The sequence below is a fragment of the Veillonella dispar genome (assembly GCF_900637515.1).
In the GTDB taxonomy this organism is placed as follows: Bacteria; Bacillota; Negativicutes; order Veillonellales; family Veillonellaceae; genus Veillonella; species Veillonella dispar.
In genome coordinates this window covers 1,607,925-1,623,919 of the sequence record NZ_LR134375.1, presented here as the reverse complement: position 1 = coordinate 1,623,919, position 15,995 = coordinate 1,607,925, and the positions used below count along the sequence as shown (strand labels likewise).

Below are 15,995 nucleotides of genomic sequence, written 5' to 3'. Positions count from 1 at the left end.
AGGCACTCATGAATCAATCTGTAAAACGTATAGATGTTAAAGGACCTCATGGTACTTGGTCTTATGAAACTCCTAATTGGGCAGACCATTTTCCTATTACAATAGGTGATACGTACCGTCATGGTGGTGTATCTCAAGAGCCCTATGAATCACTAAATTTAGCCTTTCACGTAGGGGATAAGCCGCAGCATGTTCGTGAAAACCGTGCTATTGTTGCTGAATATTTAGGTGTTGAACCAGAGCGAATCTCTTGTGGTAATCAAGTACATGGTTTAAAGGCTGTGGAAATCACAGAAGGCCTCATAGGGGCAGGTGCCTTTGGAGAGGATACAGCTATAGCCGATTGTGATGCTGTATTTACAAAATTACCGAATGTACCACTATTTTTATTTATTGCTGATTGTGTAGCTGTAGGTATTTATGATGCTAAGCATCACGCTATCGCTACGGTACATGCAGGGTGGCGCGGAGCGATAGGGCATTTACCAGTCCTTACTATTGAGGCAATGAAAGAAACTTACGGTACTGAGTTCAAAGATTGTTATGTATATCTTGGACCTAGTATTGGACCGGAGTCCTTTGAAGTTGATATAGAGCTAGGCAAACGTTTTGAGTTAGCTTGGCGTGGTATGACAGAGCGTAGCGTTGCTGATGTAGTAAACTATCCAGGTGATAAATCAGATAAAGCTTATATTAACTTATGGAACTTTATTGCTGAAGGGCTTATGGTTAATGGTGTACCTAAAGAACATATCGCTATCGGTGGTACCGATAGTGTAACCGAAGTAGATTGTTATTCCTACCGCCGGGAATCTGGTAAAACAGGTCGCATGGCTTTATTTGGTATGCTACAAGAACGGTAGTATATACATACATAGATTTATAGGCTTTATAAGCCCTAAATGATGTACAATCAATAATAAATACTATATAATAGAATAGTCTATACAAATATATTTTATGGTTTTTAAATATAGATTGAAGGGGAATCACATGATTGAAGAATCCCTACACGCAATACAGCAGCGCATGGCAGATGCTATGGCGAGCGTTGGTCGCGTAGATACAGCATTATTAGTAGCTGTTACTAAGAACCACCCTGTATCAGCGGTGGAAGAGGTCGCACGTCTCGGTGTTACTCATGTGGGGGAAAATCGAGTACAAGAGGCTAAAGAAAAACAGCTCACCTATAAAGGTCCAGCATTAACATGGCACTTGATTGGTCATTTACAGGTCAACAAGGTGCGACAAGCGGTGCCTATGTTTGATTTAATTCATTCTGTAGACAGCCGTAAATTATTAGATGAAATCGAAAAGGTCGCTACAAAGCACGACAAGGTGCAAGACGTATTGTTGCAAGTCAATGTAGCTCGAGAGGCATCCAAAACGGGCATGTCCGTAGAGGAGTTTCCAGAGATTCGAGATTATGCAAAGACATTACCTCATGTACGTGTACGGGGCTTGATGTGTATGGCGCCATTTTTCGACGATCCAGAGGAAGCACGTCCAATCTTCCGCGTAGCAAACGCTTTGTATGAGGATATGAAGGGCTATTTTGAAGAAGGACAGATTCAATATTTATCTATGGGGATGACTCACGACTTTGAAGTCGCTTTGGAAGAAGGGGCTAACATCGTTCGTGTAGGCACAGCAATTTTTGGGGGACGTGTATATGATTAAGGCTCGGGTTGCCTGATAATCGATAGCGTTAAGTATTAGGAGGAAATCCAAATGGCATTGGGAGATTATTTAGACAAAGCAAAAAACTTATTCTTAGGCAAAAATGATGATGACTATGAATATGATGATTATGACTATGAAGATGAAGAGGACTATGAAGCGGAACCTACACCAGTAGCTCCAGTAGCTCCAGTATCCGGCGCATCTGAATTTCATCCACGCAAGGTAGGAGGCCAATCTACGATGACACAACGTCCAACAGCTATGAAAGTAGTTGTAATTGAACCAAAAGTATTTGAAGACTCTGAAAATATTACACATCAATTGCGCGACATGCGTCCTGTATTGATCAACTTTGAAAATACAGATCCTCATGAAGCAGCTCGTATTGTGGACTTCGTATCTGGTGCGACTTTTGCATTGGATGGCAAATTGGAAAAAGTAGGTAAAGACATTTTCATGTGTGTACCTGTAAACATTTCCATTGATTATTCTGATAATGACAGTAACAAAGCTGAGCAAAACGAATACGCTTGGGACAATAAATAATTTCTCTATAAATGGTGGTGACAACGATGTTAGGTAAAACCTTATGTATCGGCGTTGGCTCAATGGGTGGCGCTCTATTGCGCGGTGCATTACAGCATGGCGTGTTGAAAGCAAGTGATATACACATTCTCGTGCGTCGCGAAGAACAATGTAAGGCTCTAACTGAGGAGCTCGGTGTAGTAGGTTTTACTACATTGCCTAATGTAAACGAGTACAATACGATTTTGTTGGCCGTAAAACCACAAGTGTTACCATCTGTATTAGAGACGTTAAAAGAAGTACCTTATGGGACTGTTATGATTTCCGTTGCTGCAGGTATCAACTTAGATACTCTAGATGCAGCAATTCCGCAAGCTAACTGGTTTAGAGCTATGCCAAATACACCGGCTTCTATCGGTGCAGGCATGACGGCTCTTGCCGGGGATGATGTACATACTGACCTTGGTCGTGATGTTCAAGCATTATTTGAGGCTGTTGGCGAGGTAGCGGTGGTAAGCGAAGCTGATTTAGATCGCTTAGGTGCACTATCTGGTGCGGGCCCTGGTTATATGTTCGTCATTCTTGATGCGTTAGCTGATGCGGGCGTTCGCATTGGATTGCCTCGTCACTTGGCAATCAAGGCAGCGGCTCAAACGATGTATGGTGCTGGTAAGATGGCTCTTGAAAGTGGCAATCATCCAGCAGTACTACGAGATCAAGTAACAAGTCCAGGTGGCACTACCATTGCCGGTATTGGTGCCATGGAAAAAGGTGGACTTCGCAGTGCTCTCCAAGACGGCGTAGTAGCATGTCTTGCTCGGTCGAATGAATTGGGGAAATAATTTTGGCAGATACTAGTAAATTAATACGATATTTTGAAGCCAGTGGCAGTGGTGAGGAAGCTCGCCGCATGCTAGACTTGGCTGAGCAGGTTGTAAAAGGTCGCCCATACCGCGTGGCGGACTTTACGAGCCCTGCAGGTCTTGTCATTGCAGACGCAATCAAGGCTAACTACCCACAGCTTATCGTTAAGACAGACGGTGGCTATGAAGGGGCGGAACGTATCCGCATCGCCTTTGTAGATAGCGACTTTAACGGTACTGTGGATATGGGGATTCGCGCCCTTAAGGTAAATTGGGACCCACGGTTCCGATTGCTTACCCACCGCGATGTGCTTGGCTCCCTGATGGGTCTTGGCATTGATCGCTCCAAATTTGGGGACGTTATCGTTCAACAAGGGGGCGCTCAAATTTTGGTAGATGAAAGCGTAGCAGACTTTGTGATTCAAAACTTCACAAAAATTGCTATGGTTTCTGTATCTGTAGAGGCTATTGACCTATCAGATATTGCACCAAAAGAAGAAAAAATTAAAGAAGTCCGCACTACAGTTGCTTCTTTGCGCTTAGATGCGGTGGCAAGTTCTGGTTTTAGCGTGTCTCGTACTAAATTGGTAAGCGCTATAAATGCAGGATTATTGCAAGTAAACTGGCAACCAGCTAAGGGTGCATCCCAAGAAGTTAAAGAAGGGGATGTAATCTCTATGCGTGGTCGTGGCCGAATGAAGGTAGAAGCCATTACAGGTACATCTCGTAAGGGGCGTATCGGCGTATATCTGAAACGATTCATGTAGGCAATTGAAAATCGGCTTGACCATCAAGCCGATTTTTTTGTATATAGTAGGACAGCCATGGTATCCATAACATTTCAACCTACAACTGAAGATACAATCCTATTCGTTGGCGGCGGGAAGGTCGCAGAGCGACGAATGCAGCTCTTTATTGATGAGCCATGCAACATTGTGGTGATTGCTCCCACTGTAACAGATAGGATTTGCCAATGGGCAAAGGATAATCGTATCACGTGGTACGACCGTGCTTTCACAATGGATGATGAACACCACATTATAACGAGCAGTTTGTTCTTTATCTGTACAGATAATAGCGAATTAAACGATACGTTATATGATATGGGGAAAAAACACCGCGTTTGGACTAATCGCAGTGACGCCCCTAGTGCATGCAGATTTACTGTACCTTCATCCCTTGAACTAGGCGATCTTCATATCGCTATTAGCGCTAATAACGTAGGACCTCGTATCAATCGCCTCGTAAAGCAAGATATGATGAATCGTTATGGTCAGTTGCAAAAGGCTATGCCTAGACTTAAAATATTTAGAGAAGAAGTAAAGTTACTACTTCCTACTCCAGAGGCTCGACAGAAATTTTGGCGAGACCATCTGACCGTAGAAACATTTGAAGCCATTCTCAAGGGAGAGTGGATGACTATAGAGGAGAAACTTGACCATGAAATTAGTGGTATTAGGTCTAAATCATAGAAGTGCCGCTGTAGAGGTGCGTGAACGTTTCTCGTTTGATAAGGACGAGGTCGCCTCAGCACTGAACCGCCTCTATGAATTTGACTGTGTAGCAGAATGCGTTATTTTGTCTACCTGTAATAGAACCGAAATTTACGCGGCCTTAGAAGGTGTAGAGTTCCCTAAAGAATATATGCTGGCAGTATTAAAGGATTTAAAAGGTGCCGATCACATCGATGAAGATGCATTCTTCTTCTATGAAGAACGAGATTGCATTGAACATCTATTCCGTGTGTCTGCAAGCCTCGATTCCCTTGTGTTGGGGGAAGGACAAATCTTGAGCCAATTAAAAGGGGCTTATATCCAAGCCTATAGTGCAGGCTGTACAGGTACGATTTTTAATATTTTATTCCAACGAGCCATTAGTGTTGGTAAAAAAGTACGTACCAATACTGGCATCGCGAATACGCCTGTATCCGTTAGTTACACCGCTGTTAACCTAGCTGAGGACAGCTTAGATAAACCTTTATCTGAAGCGACGGTACTCATCTTAGGGGCCGGTACCATGAGTGAGTTGACCGCAACGCACTTACAAGCAAAGGGTGTAAAAACGATTTTCGTATCTAATAGAACCTTTGCTAAGGCAGAGGTATTGGCTGAGCGTTTTAATGGTAAGGCTGTTAAGCTCGATAACTTTGTAGATTACGCTAAAGATGCGGACATCCTCATCACATCTACAGGGGCGCCACATTATATTATTACGGAACGAGAAGCAAAGAAAATTGCATCTCTTCGCAAGGGTGAGCCTATCGTTATGATTGATATTGCAGTACCTCGTGATATCGACCCTACTGTGGCAGATATGGATGGTATTTATTTATTCAATATTGATTCCCTTGAAAGCGTAGTAGAAGAAAATAAGGCACAACGCGAAGAAGAAGCTCGTCGTGCAGAGCCTATCATTCACGATGCCATTGAAGAATTATTAGATAAATTGAGCTATCTAACGGTGCGCCCTATGATGGCATTGCTCACGGAAAAAGCAGAGCGCATTCGCCGTCGTGAGTTACATCGTGCATTGGCGAAATTACCTGACATTTCAGATAAAGAGCGCCGTATTATGGACTCTATGAGTCGCATGATCATTCGCAAAATGTTGCGTGAACCGATGATTCACTTTAACGAAATCGCCGGTACAGAGGAAGAAGGTTTGTACTGGGATTTATTCAAAGATATGTTTAATCTTGAGAAAGAAGGCTAATGCCATGAGAGACCATATTCGAATCGGCACGCGAAAAAGTGCCCTTGCCCTATGGCAGGCTGAACATATTAGTGCAGAGTTACAACGTCTGTACCCAAACATTACAGTAGAGCTTGTTCACTTTAATACAAAGGGTGACCGTATCTTGGAAAAACCACTGGCTCAAGTTGGTGGCAAAGGTTTATTTACCGCTGAGCTAGAAGAGGCTATGCATAAAGGCGACATCGATATCGCCGTACATAGCTTGAAAGATATGCCTACAGAGTTGCCAGAAGGTCTTACGCTAGGTGCTATTTCAGCCCGTGAAGTTCCTTACGATGCGCTCGTAAGCCCTGTGTATAAAACATTAGATAAATTGCCTGAAGGTGCTTGCGTCGGTACGAGTAGCTTGCGCCGTCAAGCCCAATTATTACATGTGCGACCGGACCTTAAGGTGGAGGTTATCCGCGGCAATGTACAAACTCGTTTGAGCAAGATTGAAACAGAGAAGCTAGATGGTGTTATCTTGGCACAAGCTGGTCTTAAACGGTTGGGCTTAGATGATCAAATTACCCAAGTATTTAAAGCTGATGAAATGATTCCTGCCGTTGGTCAAGGTGCTCTTGCTATCGAGTGCCGCGCTGACGATACGGAAATGCTTGAAATGCTAGCTCCTATTAACGACGAAGCTACACGCTATGCCGTTGAAGGGGAACGCAGCTTCTTGCGTCAGTTAAATGGTGGTTGCCAAGTGCCGATGGGTGTACATGGTACTATTAATAAAGGTCAATTGATACTAAAGGCTATGATTGCCTCCCTCGACGGTAAAACTGTGTACGAAGGAGAAATTTCTGGCCCTGCTAAAAAAGCTGAAATTCTTGGTAAAAACCTTGCAAAAGCCTTATATGAAGAAGGTGGCAAACATATTGTGGATGCTCTCATAGAGGAAGGAATCATAAAATGACAGGTATGGTATATCTAATCGGTGCAGGCCCTGGCGATGTTAAACTTATTACTGTAAAAGGTCGCGAATGCATTGAAAAAGCAGATGTAATTGTATATGACTATTTAGCAGATGCTCATTTACTTGAATGGGCACGCCCAGATGCAGAATTGATTTACGCTGGTAAACAATGTAAAGATCACACAATGCACCAATGGGAAATTAATGAGCTTTTAGTACAAAAAGGTAAAGAAGGTAAAATCGTAGCTCGCTTAAAAGGCGGAGATCCACTCGTATTTGGCCGTGGTGGTGAAGAGGCTATGGCTCTTGGTGAAGCTGGCGTACCATTTGAGTTTGTACCTGGTGTAACATCTCCAATTGCAGCACCTGCTTATGCAGGTATTCCTGTAACACAACGCGCTATGGCTACATCCTTTGCAGTTGTAACAGGCCATGAAGATCCAACTAAAGCCGTATCTGGCATTCACTGGGAAGGCCTTGCTACAGCAGTAGACACACTTTGCTTTGTTATGGGCGTTGGCAATTTGCCTACTATTGCAGAAAAATTGATGGCTCATGGTCGCCCAGCTAATACACCGGTAGCGCTTGTTCGTTGGGGTACAAAAACAGTTCAAGAGGTTCTCGTATCTACTCTTGAACATGTAGTAGAAGACGTAGAAAAGGCACAATTAAAGGCGCCAGCTATTATTGTAGTAGGCGATGTAGTTAACCTTCGTGAAAAATTACAATGGTTCGATAATAAACCGTTATTCGGCAAAACTATTGTAGTTACACGCGCTCGCTCCCAAGCTAGTGCATTCCGCGAAAAATTAGAAGCTCAAGGTGCTAATGTAGTGGAAGCGGCAGCGATTAAAACATCTCCATTGGAGTTGTTTGATGAAGATCGTCGTATCATCAATAATACAAAACAATACCAATGCATCGTATTCACATCTGGTGAAGGGGTTCGCTACTTCTTCGATGCTCTCTATAAAGAAGGCAAGGATACACGTGCTTTAGGTAATTCTAAAGTGGCGGCTATCGGCTGTGCTACAGCTCGAGAACTTCAAAAATACGGCATTGTTCCAGATATTATTCCTGCAGACTACAAAGCTGAATCTGCTGTAGAGGCTCTTGAAGAAGAACTCAAAGCAGGCGATTCCGTATTGCTCATCCAACCAAAAGTGGCTCGCGATGTAATTCCACGCTCTTTGCGTCATCACGATATAGATGTAGATATCTTGCGTTTATATGAAACGACACAAGACACATCTCAACAAGAAGCATTAGTAAATGCATTAACTGCAGGTACTGTAGACTATATTACGTTTACAAGTTCCTCTACAGTAACTAATACAATCCAATTATTGGGCGATGATGCATTGAAACTATTAGGCAATACTAAGATTGCTTGCATCGGACCTATCACAGCTGCTACAGCTATGAGTGCAGGTCTTAAACCAGCTGTTATCAGCGATGTATATACAACTGATGGCTTGGTAAATGCTATTGTAAAGGACATTTAGGAGGATTACATGTACGATTTAACATACCGTCCTCGCCGCTTGCGTATCAATCCAGAAATGCGTGATTTGGTACGTGAAACGACACTCGACGTAACTGATTTAATTTATCCATTATTTATTGTTCCTGGTGAAGGTATCAAAAAAGAAATCGATACATTGCCAGGCCAATACCACTTATCCGTTGATGAAGCTGTAAAAATGGCTCAAGAGGTATATGATCTTGGTATTCTTGGCGTAGAAATCTTCGGTATTCCTACATATAAGGACGAACAAGGTTCCTCTGCATGGGATATGTCCCAACCTGTACAACAAGCTATCAAAGCAATCCGTGCAGCGGTGCCAAATCTATTGGTCGTAGCTGACGTATGCTTGTGCCAATATACGACAACAGGCCATTGTGGCATGATTGATGATCATGAAATCTTAAATGATGAAACATTGCCATTGCTTTGTAAAGTAGCGGTAAGCCAAGCGGAAGCAGGTGCACATATGGTGGCCCCATCCGATATGATGGACGGCCGTGTAGGTGCTATCCGTGAAGCCCTTGATGCGGCAGGTTATACTAATGTATCCATCATGAGCTATGCAGCAAAATACGCATCTGCTTACTATGGTCCGTTCCGCGGTGCTGTTAACTCTGCTCCTAAATTTGGTGATCGCAAGTCCTATCAAATGGACCCAGCTAATCGCTTGGAAGCTTTCAGAGAAATCGAGCTGGATATCGCTGAAGGGGCAGATATTATCATGATTAAACCAGCCTTGTCCTACTTGGATATCGTTCGTGAAACACGTGACCGCTATGAATTGCCTGTAGCGGTATACAATGTGTCTGGCGAATATGCGATGGTTAAATCCGCTGCAGCAGCTGGTCTTATCGACGAAGAACGCCTCGTTATGGAAACAATGCTTTCCATGAAGCGCGCTGGTGCTAAAATCATCATTACGTACCATGCTATAGATATTGCTAAATGGTTACAAAAGTAAGGAGAAACCATGTTCCAACTCGGTAAATCTGAAAAGGCCTTTGAAGAGGCTAAACGTTATATGCCAGGCGGCGTAAACAGTCCGGTTCGTTCCTACCGCAGTGTAGGTTCTAACCCTCCGTTTATCAGCAGCGCTAGCGGCAGCCGTATTTATGATATCGATAACAACGAATACATCGACTATGTGTTGAGTTGGGGCCCTATGATTTTGGGCCATGCGAACCCTGAGGTTATCGCTAGCTTGCAAGAGGCGATTCCTCGCGGCACTAGCTACGGTGCGCCTACACTATTAGAAACAGAATTGGCGAAAAAGGTACAAGCTTTCATGCCATCTATGGAGGTTATCCGCCTCGTTAACTCTGGTACAGAGGCGACTATGAGTGCTTTGCGTGTAGCTCGTGGCTATACAGGTCGCGATCGTATCGTGAAATTCGTTGGCTGTTACCATGGTCATAGCGATGCACTCTTGGTAAAAGCCGGCTCAGGCCTTGCTACTTTTGGTGTACCAGATAGCCCTGGCGTTCCTCAAGGTGTAGCTGAAAATACAATTACCTTGCCGTACAATGACTCTGATGCGGTTCGCAAATTATTCGACGACATCGGTGATACTATTGCGGCTATTATCGTAGAACCTGTAGCGGGCAACATGGGCTGTGTGCCTCCAGAACCAGGCTTCCTTGAAACCTTGCGGGAAGTGACTAAGGCTCATGGCACAGTATTGATCTTTGACGAAGTAATGTGTGGCTTCCGCGCTAGCAGTGGGGGTGCACAAAAACGTTATAATATTAAACCTGACCTTACATGCCTTGGTAAAATCGTTGGCGGTGGCATGCCACTCGCTGTATTCGGTGGCTCTCGTGAGATTATGAACCAAATCGCACCAGCTGGTCCTATTTACCAAGCCGGTACATTAAGCGGTAACCCTATTGCTGTTACATCTGGTCTTGCAACGCTTTCTATTTTGCAACGAGATCCAACTATCTTTAAACAAGTAGAAGATGCAACCATAGCCCTTTGTGAAGGCTTTGAACGCTTGGCAGCACAATACAATGTGCCTGTTGTAGTACAACGTGTAGGCTCCATGTTCACCATCTTCTTCACTGATAAACCAGTTAAGAACTTCGATGATGCAGCATCTTGCAACGAAGAACAATTCAAAATGTTCTTCCACCATAATTTGAGCCATGGTATCTACTATGCGCCAAGCCCTTATGAAAGTAACTTTGTATCTATCTGCCATAAGAGCAGTGAAATCGAACGCACATTAGCCGTTGCTGATGAAGCTTTCAAAAAAATCAGTGATACACTACTATAAAGATTAGTGATACACTACTATAAAAATCAGTGATACATTATTATAAAATATATAGTTTGTAGTTGTTTATGTATCGATGTAGGTGATGAACATGCAGTTTTATAAGAACTTAAAGCGTGCTCGCGTGCGCATGGGCAAAAGCCAAATCGAAGTAGCAAAGGCCGTAGGTATCAGTAATGCGGCGCTTTCAAATTACGAAACAGGGTATCGCGAACCAGATTTAGATACACTCTGTGCCCTGTCTCGCTATTATGGATTGACCTTGGATGAGCTGCTAGATGTAAATGGAGAACAACACGAGCCCATCTATGATCTCAGTCCTGTACTCAAAAATAAATACATCGCCTATAAAGGTGAAGTATTCGAGTTGAAAGACTCACAAAAACGTGCGCTCTTGCGCGAGCTAGACAATCTATTTACTAAATTTGAAAAATCAAAGGTAGAAGATAAAAGTAGTAAGCCAAAAACGTACAAACATGGGAACCCACATATCAATCGAGCTGGTCTAGCCAGCAGTGCTGGTAGCTTGGCGGCACGACGGAATATAAAGTAGTTTTATTACAAACTTTGTATTTGTGTAGGACATGTTTATTAGAACAACTTAATTAGCTGAATTATAAAAAGCACCATCTATTGGGAAATCTATACGATACGTAAGAGCTTCCTTATTAGTTGGTGCTTTTGTATTGCCATAATATAAATGATCAAGCTCAAGCTTTAGTATTCTTTATTAAAGCTAAATATAAAATAAATAAAAGATAACAATATTAAAATATCCGTTGGTGATATAAGTTGGTTTAATATATAATTGAAATATAGAAGCGGATTAAATATTTACTGGTCTTATAGGAGACATTATGAAAGTATGGAGCGGTGTAAAATCTATATTGAATCGAGCACCTTTTACAGTTAAATTTTATATAGGGTTTATCTTGTTTGGATTCTTCTTAATGGGATTTGTTTCTCTACATGCGTATATTAAAAGGCCGGAGCAAATACAAAAACTAACAGTATATGAACAAAAGTTAGTAGGTATATCTGCGTATAAAGTAAGTGAAGAGCACTTTGCTACAGGTAGAAATGGACAGATATATATTTTTAAAAATACATATGAAGGTATTACTTTGGAAACAGTAAAGGATATACTTTCAGAAGAACATATAACATGGCGTGAAGTAAAAAAGCGGCATCTCATAGGCTATGATCTAGATGATAAGATTGAAATTGAAATTATACGAGATATAAATACTAAGGCTATAATCGTTATATTAGAAAAAGACCGATAATTTAAAGTTTGTATTTATTATGTATTATCGAAACTATAAGGAGATTCAGTATATAAATGGAGTTTTTTGATTCTTTACTAAATTTATATAATACAAATTATGAGGTTAAAGATACAATTCAGGCTATAGGTCTTACTATTGCATTTATTTGTATTCCTGAGTTGATTGGTAATCATGATAGTGTAGAGTCATTCACTCTAGCTAAGCCTATAGTGAGACGTATAGTACGGATTATTTTAAGTATCCTTTTGTTTTTTGCAATATTTACCTTATTGGGGTTACTAATGGATAATGGACTATTATAATTCACTAAGTAAAAAAGGTTAATGATGAACCTATAGATTAAAAGCTAGAATAAATTAGTGTATAGAGGTATAAATATGATTTATTTTAAAAATAAAAAAAGTTTAGATACATTTTTAATGGTCTTTATATTGGGGGCTGTTAAGGCGTATAGACGAAATTATATTGATTTGACCATTCTAGAATATTACATATTTAGTATGTTAATTCGTTTAATGTGTAGAAAAGCACATCTGTCCGATAAACTGTTAAATATAATTGGAGATGGGATGAGTTTAGAGGATGTTGATGAGTGGATGGCTCGTAGAATCCCTATACCAGCATTAAATGATACGTTAGATGATATTGAATGCAGTAGTTGGATTGCTTTAATAGAACGGGAGTTAGAGGGGGATACTTTATCTGAGGCGTTAAAGATTTCTACACATGATGAAAATAAGTTCGGTATCTATTTCTTTACCGATTATGTAGAGGAGATATTTTGGGCGTTGTTTTTGTTAGGATTGTATGAAGTCTTACAAAAACCTGAATTCATTTCTGAATCAATCTTAAGTTGTATTAAACAGTCCTATTTGTCTGAAATATATACGTGTGAACGTATTCAGAATGAAGATTTTCAAACATGTATTTCCAATTTACAGGAGATAGCTGATACTAATATATCGGGGCAATTAAGTAAAGATTTAATTGCTATGAAAGCAAAATTAGCATCATTACAGCTATTATTACCATTTTATGATGTGAGTTCTGACAAGTTAGAAATAGGCATTGATTTAAAAGCCACTAAAGGGATGTTTTGGCAGATCAAAGTTTCAGGGAAGTTTATAGACTTGGGATTATAGATTCTAGAAGATTATTGAGTTGTTTATATACTTATGATTGTTTTTTAGAAAAATTAAGCTATAAGGTTTGTTAGAAGCATATGAGCAAAAGTTAACAAGTATATTGATGTATAAAGTAAGTGGAGAGCGTTATGTTATAGGTAGAGACTGTCAGATAAATATTTTTAAAAACATATATGAAGGTGTTACGTTGTAATCAGTTACGAATATGTATTCAGAAGAAAAGATAAATGGTATGAAGTCAACAAGAGTCACCTTATAGGATATGATTTTGATGATAAGATGGAAATTGAACTTATAAGAGATATAAAGAATAAGTTTATAATCGTTAAATTAGAAAAAGATAGATGAAATAAGGTAATAGACCTTCATGAAGATAGGAAAAAACTCAAAAAAATGGCTTGAGAGAATAGTTCTTTCTTGTTTAATAGTAGTAGGCATTATTTTTTATGGTTGGCTTTTCTTTTCTACAAATTTTATACACCCATTTATCCACTATTTGGATCTGAGGGGAAGTATAATATATTACAAAGAGCCAACTAATATAATTGCTTCTAATGTTCTTGGTTTTGATGAAGTACGAGGGAAAATATATTATATAACTACAAATGGTATTGGTATATATAATGAATTAAATAACGATCATGTATTTATATTACATAAAGAGCCACCTAATGAAATCAGAATGAATGACATTACTAATGTGTATCCAGAATTTAGTCGTTTCTCTGATTCGGAACAGGAAGTTTGGAAAAGCAAATTTTATGCTGACTTTAGGGAAAGAATTCCAATAGAGGAAGGGAATATAATTAAATTTCCATTCTTTTTCTCTAGTGAAACACGTGGGATTTATAATCTTGCAACAGGAGCTAAATTATCGAAAATTGATAAGTATAAAATTTCTAATAATATATTCTATAATGTTGATTTTGGTAGTATTACAAAGATAGATTTAGAAACGGGTACAGTTTGGAAGTACTATTCTAACAACTTATTATATTATAATTTTCTTAATGAGACGGTTTCTAGTAAAACAAAAGAGTTTAGTGTTAATGAATTAATCAAAGAACGAAATCATGATGAACAACTAAAAGATAAAATTATAGCTATAGATCATTATAGTCAATTTAGTAAATATGATAAGGACGTTATAGAAGAATTGTTTATTAAGTTAGTTACTGCACGAGAGAGTATGAGCTTAAAACCAGAACATAAAATGGGGTTAGAAAATTATTTGCAATAAATGAAAGTAAAGGGTGATTAGTAGATGTGGAAAAAGAGATTACTAATATTTAGCATATTAGGAAACATTTTTTCGCTGTTCTTAATTGGAATCTATTTTCTATTGAATTCTTGGTTTTTTCATGCTGAATTAGGAAGTGTGGTTGGTATAAAGCCTGATTATTTAGTTCAGTTAAATAATGAAGGTGTTTTGTATGATTATAGACAAATGATTAGAATAGCAACTGGTATAAAGTCATATAAAATCATAAACTCCTTAGAATCAGATAATTATCATATATATAAATTAATTAATAATCATCAAATTTTTATTGGTCAAGTTGATCATATGCAACAAAAATATATTATTTATGATGGATACTTAGATCACTATATATTTGTAAATCTTAAATTTGATATGGATGAAAAACAATATGATGATTTTATTGGAAGAATAAAGGTGATAGATGATTATGAGCACCTTCCTATAAGATATCGGCGTTTAATTGAAAGTGGTAACTGGGAATATCTTTAATTCTCTAGCTACTCTGCTAGATAGAACTAGTATATAGGTAATATAGAGGATTTTTAGGTATGCAATTTAAAACAATTTATTCTGTTGTTTGGTACATTTTTATAGGCTGTTTTAGTTTATGGCTAATTTGTGGATTAGGCTATAAGTTTTTGTTTAATGATACTGTTGAGCAGTCTAGAATGGAATTGACACAAGCTTTAAATGCAGCTTTTCCACGAGATCAATATATAATCGATGGAGATGTACATGATACGAATAGAAGAAATCTTATATCAATAGGTCGATCAATTGATATAAAGCCAGATTCACAACATAGAGATATAAAATCAATAAAGCCCTTAAATGGAGAATGGACTTTAGTTGATCAGACTGCGTCTCGTTATGTATATGAAAATGAATCATATAGAGTATATGTTACAAAGGATTCGGAGAATGATGGATATATTGTAGTGTTAGCACATAATAATTGGTTAGAACTATTACATTTATAATTAATTGCCTTCATTCTAAGATGTTCTTTTGGTATTAAATAATAAGATTTTAATTAGTTGGAACTACAAATGGCTTTATGAATTGAAACTGGAGAGTGTCTGGTTATCAATAGTAATCATGCTTATATATTTACTGCAGTAAATATTGTGAAATAGGAGTTTTTTTATGGAGCCCTTAGACGCTTTTCTTGATTTAGTTGATATTGATCAGACTAAAAAACTAGATGAAAATAGAATTACACAAATATATCAATTTCTTTTGAGTGACGAATATTATATGTCTCCCAACTATACATTGATTAATAAATTATTTCAGTTAATTGTTTTAAATAATAGATGGGATGCCTATATAGCACTTAATTATTTTGACTATTTACTCTTCGAAGGTTGGGATTATGACGCCCTAATTGTTCGAACTTTGCTTTTAGAAAATAATATTAGTCTAGCCAGTGAATTTTGTTTAGATACAGAATTAGTAAAAAATGGTTACTCCTATTTTAGAAATAGTTCGATTTGGAGAGGGCGAGATTATTACGATGAAAATATTCCATTAGCATTGTCCAAATGGAAAATTTATTATGATGATAAATCTCAAAGATTTCATGCAGTAGAGTAGTATCTGTTTTTTTTATTATAAAATGCCATAGTATATAAGCCTATTAAAATACTGCAGATGTTAATAATATCTATAAAATAGCTATAAAAGATCTATATAGCATGTTATTACTGGTTCATTTCTAAATCAGAGAAAGACTAGTATACAATACTGCATATACAAATGAAGATAG

Annotated in this window: 19 protein-coding genes; all 19 read left to right on the top strand. The window is 38.8% G+C overall.

The annotated features are described in order from the left end of the window. Positions 1–8 precede the first annotated feature (8 nt). Positions 9–863: a purine nucleoside phosphorylase YfiH/LACC1 family protein gene (locus EL171_RS07535; RefSeq protein ID WP_005385574.1), complete on the top strand. Its 855-nt coding sequence runs from the start codon at positions 9–11 to the stop codon at positions 861–863. Between the two features lie 130 nt (positions 864–993). Continuing rightward, complete coding sequence (locus tag EL171_RS07530; protein WP_039969002.1) at positions 994–1,680, top strand: YggS family pyridoxal phosphate-dependent enzyme; 687 nt, start codon at positions 994–996, stop codon at positions 1,678–1,680. A 51-nt stretch (positions 1,681–1,731) separates the two neighbouring features. Then, the gene (locus tag EL171_RS07525) at positions 1,732–2,229 is read left to right on the top strand and encodes a cell division protein SepF (RefSeq protein ID WP_005385578.1); all 498 of its coding nucleotides are present in this window, start codon (positions 1,732–1,734) and stop codon (positions 2,227–2,229) included. Positions 2,230–2,255: 26 nt separating this feature from the next. Beyond that, entirely contained in the window at positions 2,256–3,050 is a 795-nt protein-coding gene (proC, locus tag EL171_RS07520; RefSeq protein WP_039969003.1) for a pyrroline-5-carboxylate reductase, read from the top strand. Positions 3,051–3,052: 2 nt separating this feature from the next. Further along, positions 3,053–3,838, top strand: a complete 786-nt coding sequence (locus tag EL171_RS07515) for a YlmH family RNA-binding protein (RefSeq protein WP_005385583.1) — start codon at positions 3,053–3,055, stop codon at positions 3,836–3,838. Positions 3,839–3,895: 57 nt separating this feature from the next. Then, the gene (locus EL171_RS07510; protein ID WP_005385585.1) at positions 3,896–4,543 is read left to right on the top strand and encodes a precorrin-2 dehydrogenase/sirohydrochlorin ferrochelatase family protein; all 648 of its coding nucleotides are present in this window, start codon (positions 3,896–3,898) and stop codon (positions 4,541–4,543) included. Beyond that, on the top strand, positions 4,512–5,783 hold the full coding sequence (gene hemA, locus EL171_RS07505) for a glutamyl-tRNA reductase (RefSeq protein WP_005385587.1): 1,272 nt from the start codon (positions 4,512–4,514) through the stop codon (positions 5,781–5,783). Before EL171_RS07510 ends, hemA begins: the two co-directional genes overlap by 32 nt. A 4-nt stretch (positions 5,784–5,787) precedes the next feature. After that, entirely contained in the window at positions 5,788–6,726 is a 939-nt protein-coding gene (gene hemC / locus EL171_RS07500) for a hydroxymethylbilane synthase (RefSeq protein ID WP_039969005.1), read from the top strand. Beyond that, positions 6,723–8,231, top strand: coding sequence for a uroporphyrinogen-III C-methyltransferase (cobA, locus tag EL171_RS07495; RefSeq protein ID WP_005385595.1), 1,509 nt, complete (start codon positions 6,723–6,725; stop codon positions 8,229–8,231). Before hemC ends, cobA begins: the two co-directional genes overlap by 4 nt. Positions 8,232–8,240: 9 nt before the next feature. Continuing rightward, entirely contained in the window at positions 8,241–9,215 is a 975-nt protein-coding gene (gene hemB, locus EL171_RS07490) for a porphobilinogen synthase (RefSeq protein ID WP_039969007.1), read from the top strand. A gap of 9 nt (positions 9,216–9,224) precedes the next feature. Then, a complete protein-coding gene (gene hemL, locus EL171_RS07485; RefSeq protein ID WP_005385598.1) occupies positions 9,225–10,529 on the top strand; it encodes a glutamate-1-semialdehyde 2,1-aminomutase in 1,305 nt (434 codons plus the stop codon). A 91-nt stretch (positions 10,530–10,620) separates the two neighbouring features. After that, on the top strand, positions 10,621–11,082 hold the full coding sequence (locus tag EL171_RS07480) for a helix-turn-helix domain-containing protein (RefSeq protein ID WP_005385599.1): 462 nt from the start codon (positions 10,621–10,623) through the stop codon (positions 11,080–11,082). A 304-nt stretch (positions 11,083–11,386) separates the two neighbouring features. Continuing rightward, entirely contained in the window at positions 11,387–11,815 is a 429-nt protein-coding gene (locus EL171_RS07475) for a hypothetical protein (RefSeq protein WP_005385600.1), read from the top strand. Positions 11,816–11,871: 56 nt separating this feature from the next. Continuing rightward, a complete protein-coding gene (locus EL171_RS07470) occupies positions 11,872–12,120 on the top strand; it encodes a hypothetical protein (RefSeq protein WP_005385601.1) in 249 nt (82 codons plus the stop codon). A gap of 75 nt (positions 12,121–12,195) precedes the next feature. Then, positions 12,196–12,960, top strand: a complete 765-nt coding sequence (locus EL171_RS07465) for a DUF3969 family protein (protein WP_005385602.1) — start codon at positions 12,196–12,198, stop codon at positions 12,958–12,960. A 370-nt stretch (positions 12,961–13,330) separates the two neighbouring features. After that, a complete protein-coding gene (locus EL171_RS07455; RefSeq protein ID WP_005385606.1) occupies positions 13,331–14,203 on the top strand; it encodes a hypothetical protein in 873 nt (290 codons plus the stop codon). 102 nt (positions 14,204–14,305) lie between these two features. Then, positions 14,306–14,716 carry a hypothetical protein gene (locus EL171_RS07450; protein ID WP_232013608.1) on the top strand — a complete coding sequence of 137 codons (411 nt, stop codon included), beginning with the start codon at positions 14,306–14,308 and terminating at the stop codon, positions 14,714–14,716. A gap of 59 nt (positions 14,717–14,775) precedes the next feature. Further along, entirely contained in the window at positions 14,776–15,207 is a 432-nt protein-coding gene (locus tag EL171_RS07445; protein WP_005385610.1) for a hypothetical protein, read from the top strand. A 166-nt stretch (positions 15,208–15,373) separates the two neighbouring features. Continuing rightward, a complete protein-coding gene (locus EL171_RS07440; RefSeq protein ID WP_005385612.1) occupies positions 15,374–15,823 on the top strand; it encodes a hypothetical protein in 450 nt (149 codons plus the stop codon). The last annotated feature ends 172 nt before the right edge of the window (positions 15,824–15,995 follow it).

What these genes read in the sequence shown, in the direction of transcription:
- EL171_RS07440 (WP_005385612.1), top strand. Translation starts at nt 15,374, where the DNA reads ATGGAGCCCTTAGACGCTTTTCTTGATTTAGTTGATATTGATCAGACT.
- EL171_RS07465 (WP_005385602.1), top strand. Translation starts at nt 12,196, where the DNA reads ATGATTTATTTTAAAAATAAAAAAAGTTTAGATACATTTTTAATGGTC.
- EL171_RS07455 (WP_005385606.1), top strand. Translation starts at nt 13,331, where the DNA reads ATGAAGATAGGAAAAAACTCAAAAAAATGGCTTGAGAGAATAGTTCTT.
- EL171_RS07470 (WP_005385601.1), top strand. Translation starts at nt 11,872, where the DNA reads ATGGAGTTTTTTGATTCTTTACTAAATTTATATAATACAAATTATGAG.
- hemA (WP_005385587.1), top strand. Translation starts at nt 4,512, where the DNA reads ATGAAATTAGTGGTATTAGGTCTAAATCATAGAAGTGCCGCTGTAGAG.
- EL171_RS07510 (WP_005385585.1), top strand. Translation starts at nt 3,896, where the DNA reads ATGGTATCCATAACATTTCAACCTACAACTGAAGATACAATCCTATTC.
- EL171_RS07480 (WP_005385599.1), top strand. Translation starts at nt 10,621, where the DNA reads ATGCAGTTTTATAAGAACTTAAAGCGTGCTCGCGTGCGCATGGGCAAA.
- cobA (WP_005385595.1), top strand. Translation starts at nt 6,723, where the DNA reads ATGACAGGTATGGTATATCTAATCGGTGCAGGCCCTGGCGATGTTAAA.
- EL171_RS07535 (WP_005385574.1), top strand. Translation starts at nt 9, where the DNA reads ATGAATCAATCTGTAAAACGTATAGATGTTAAAGGACCTCATGGTACT.
- hemL (WP_005385598.1), top strand. Translation starts at nt 9,225, where the DNA reads ATGTTCCAACTCGGTAAATCTGAAAAGGCCTTTGAAGAGGCTAAACGT.
- hemB (WP_039969007.1), top strand. Translation starts at nt 8,241, where the DNA reads ATGTACGATTTAACATACCGTCCTCGCCGCTTGCGTATCAATCCAGAA.
- EL171_RS07475 (WP_005385600.1), top strand. Translation starts at nt 11,387, where the DNA reads ATGAAAGTATGGAGCGGTGTAAAATCTATATTGAATCGAGCACCTTTT.
- EL171_RS07530 (WP_039969002.1), top strand. Translation starts at nt 994, where the DNA reads ATGATTGAAGAATCCCTACACGCAATACAGCAGCGCATGGCAGATGCT.
- hemC (WP_039969005.1), top strand. Translation starts at nt 5,788, where the DNA reads ATGAGAGACCATATTCGAATCGGCACGCGAAAAAGTGCCCTTGCCCTA.
- EL171_RS07445 (WP_005385610.1), top strand. Translation starts at nt 14,776, where the DNA reads ATGCAATTTAAAACAATTTATTCTGTTGTTTGGTACATTTTTATAGGC.
- proC (WP_039969003.1), top strand. Translation starts at nt 2,256, where the DNA reads ATGTTAGGTAAAACCTTATGTATCGGCGTTGGCTCAATGGGTGGCGCT.
- EL171_RS07525 (WP_005385578.1), top strand. Translation starts at nt 1,732, where the DNA reads ATGGCATTGGGAGATTATTTAGACAAAGCAAAAAACTTATTCTTAGGC.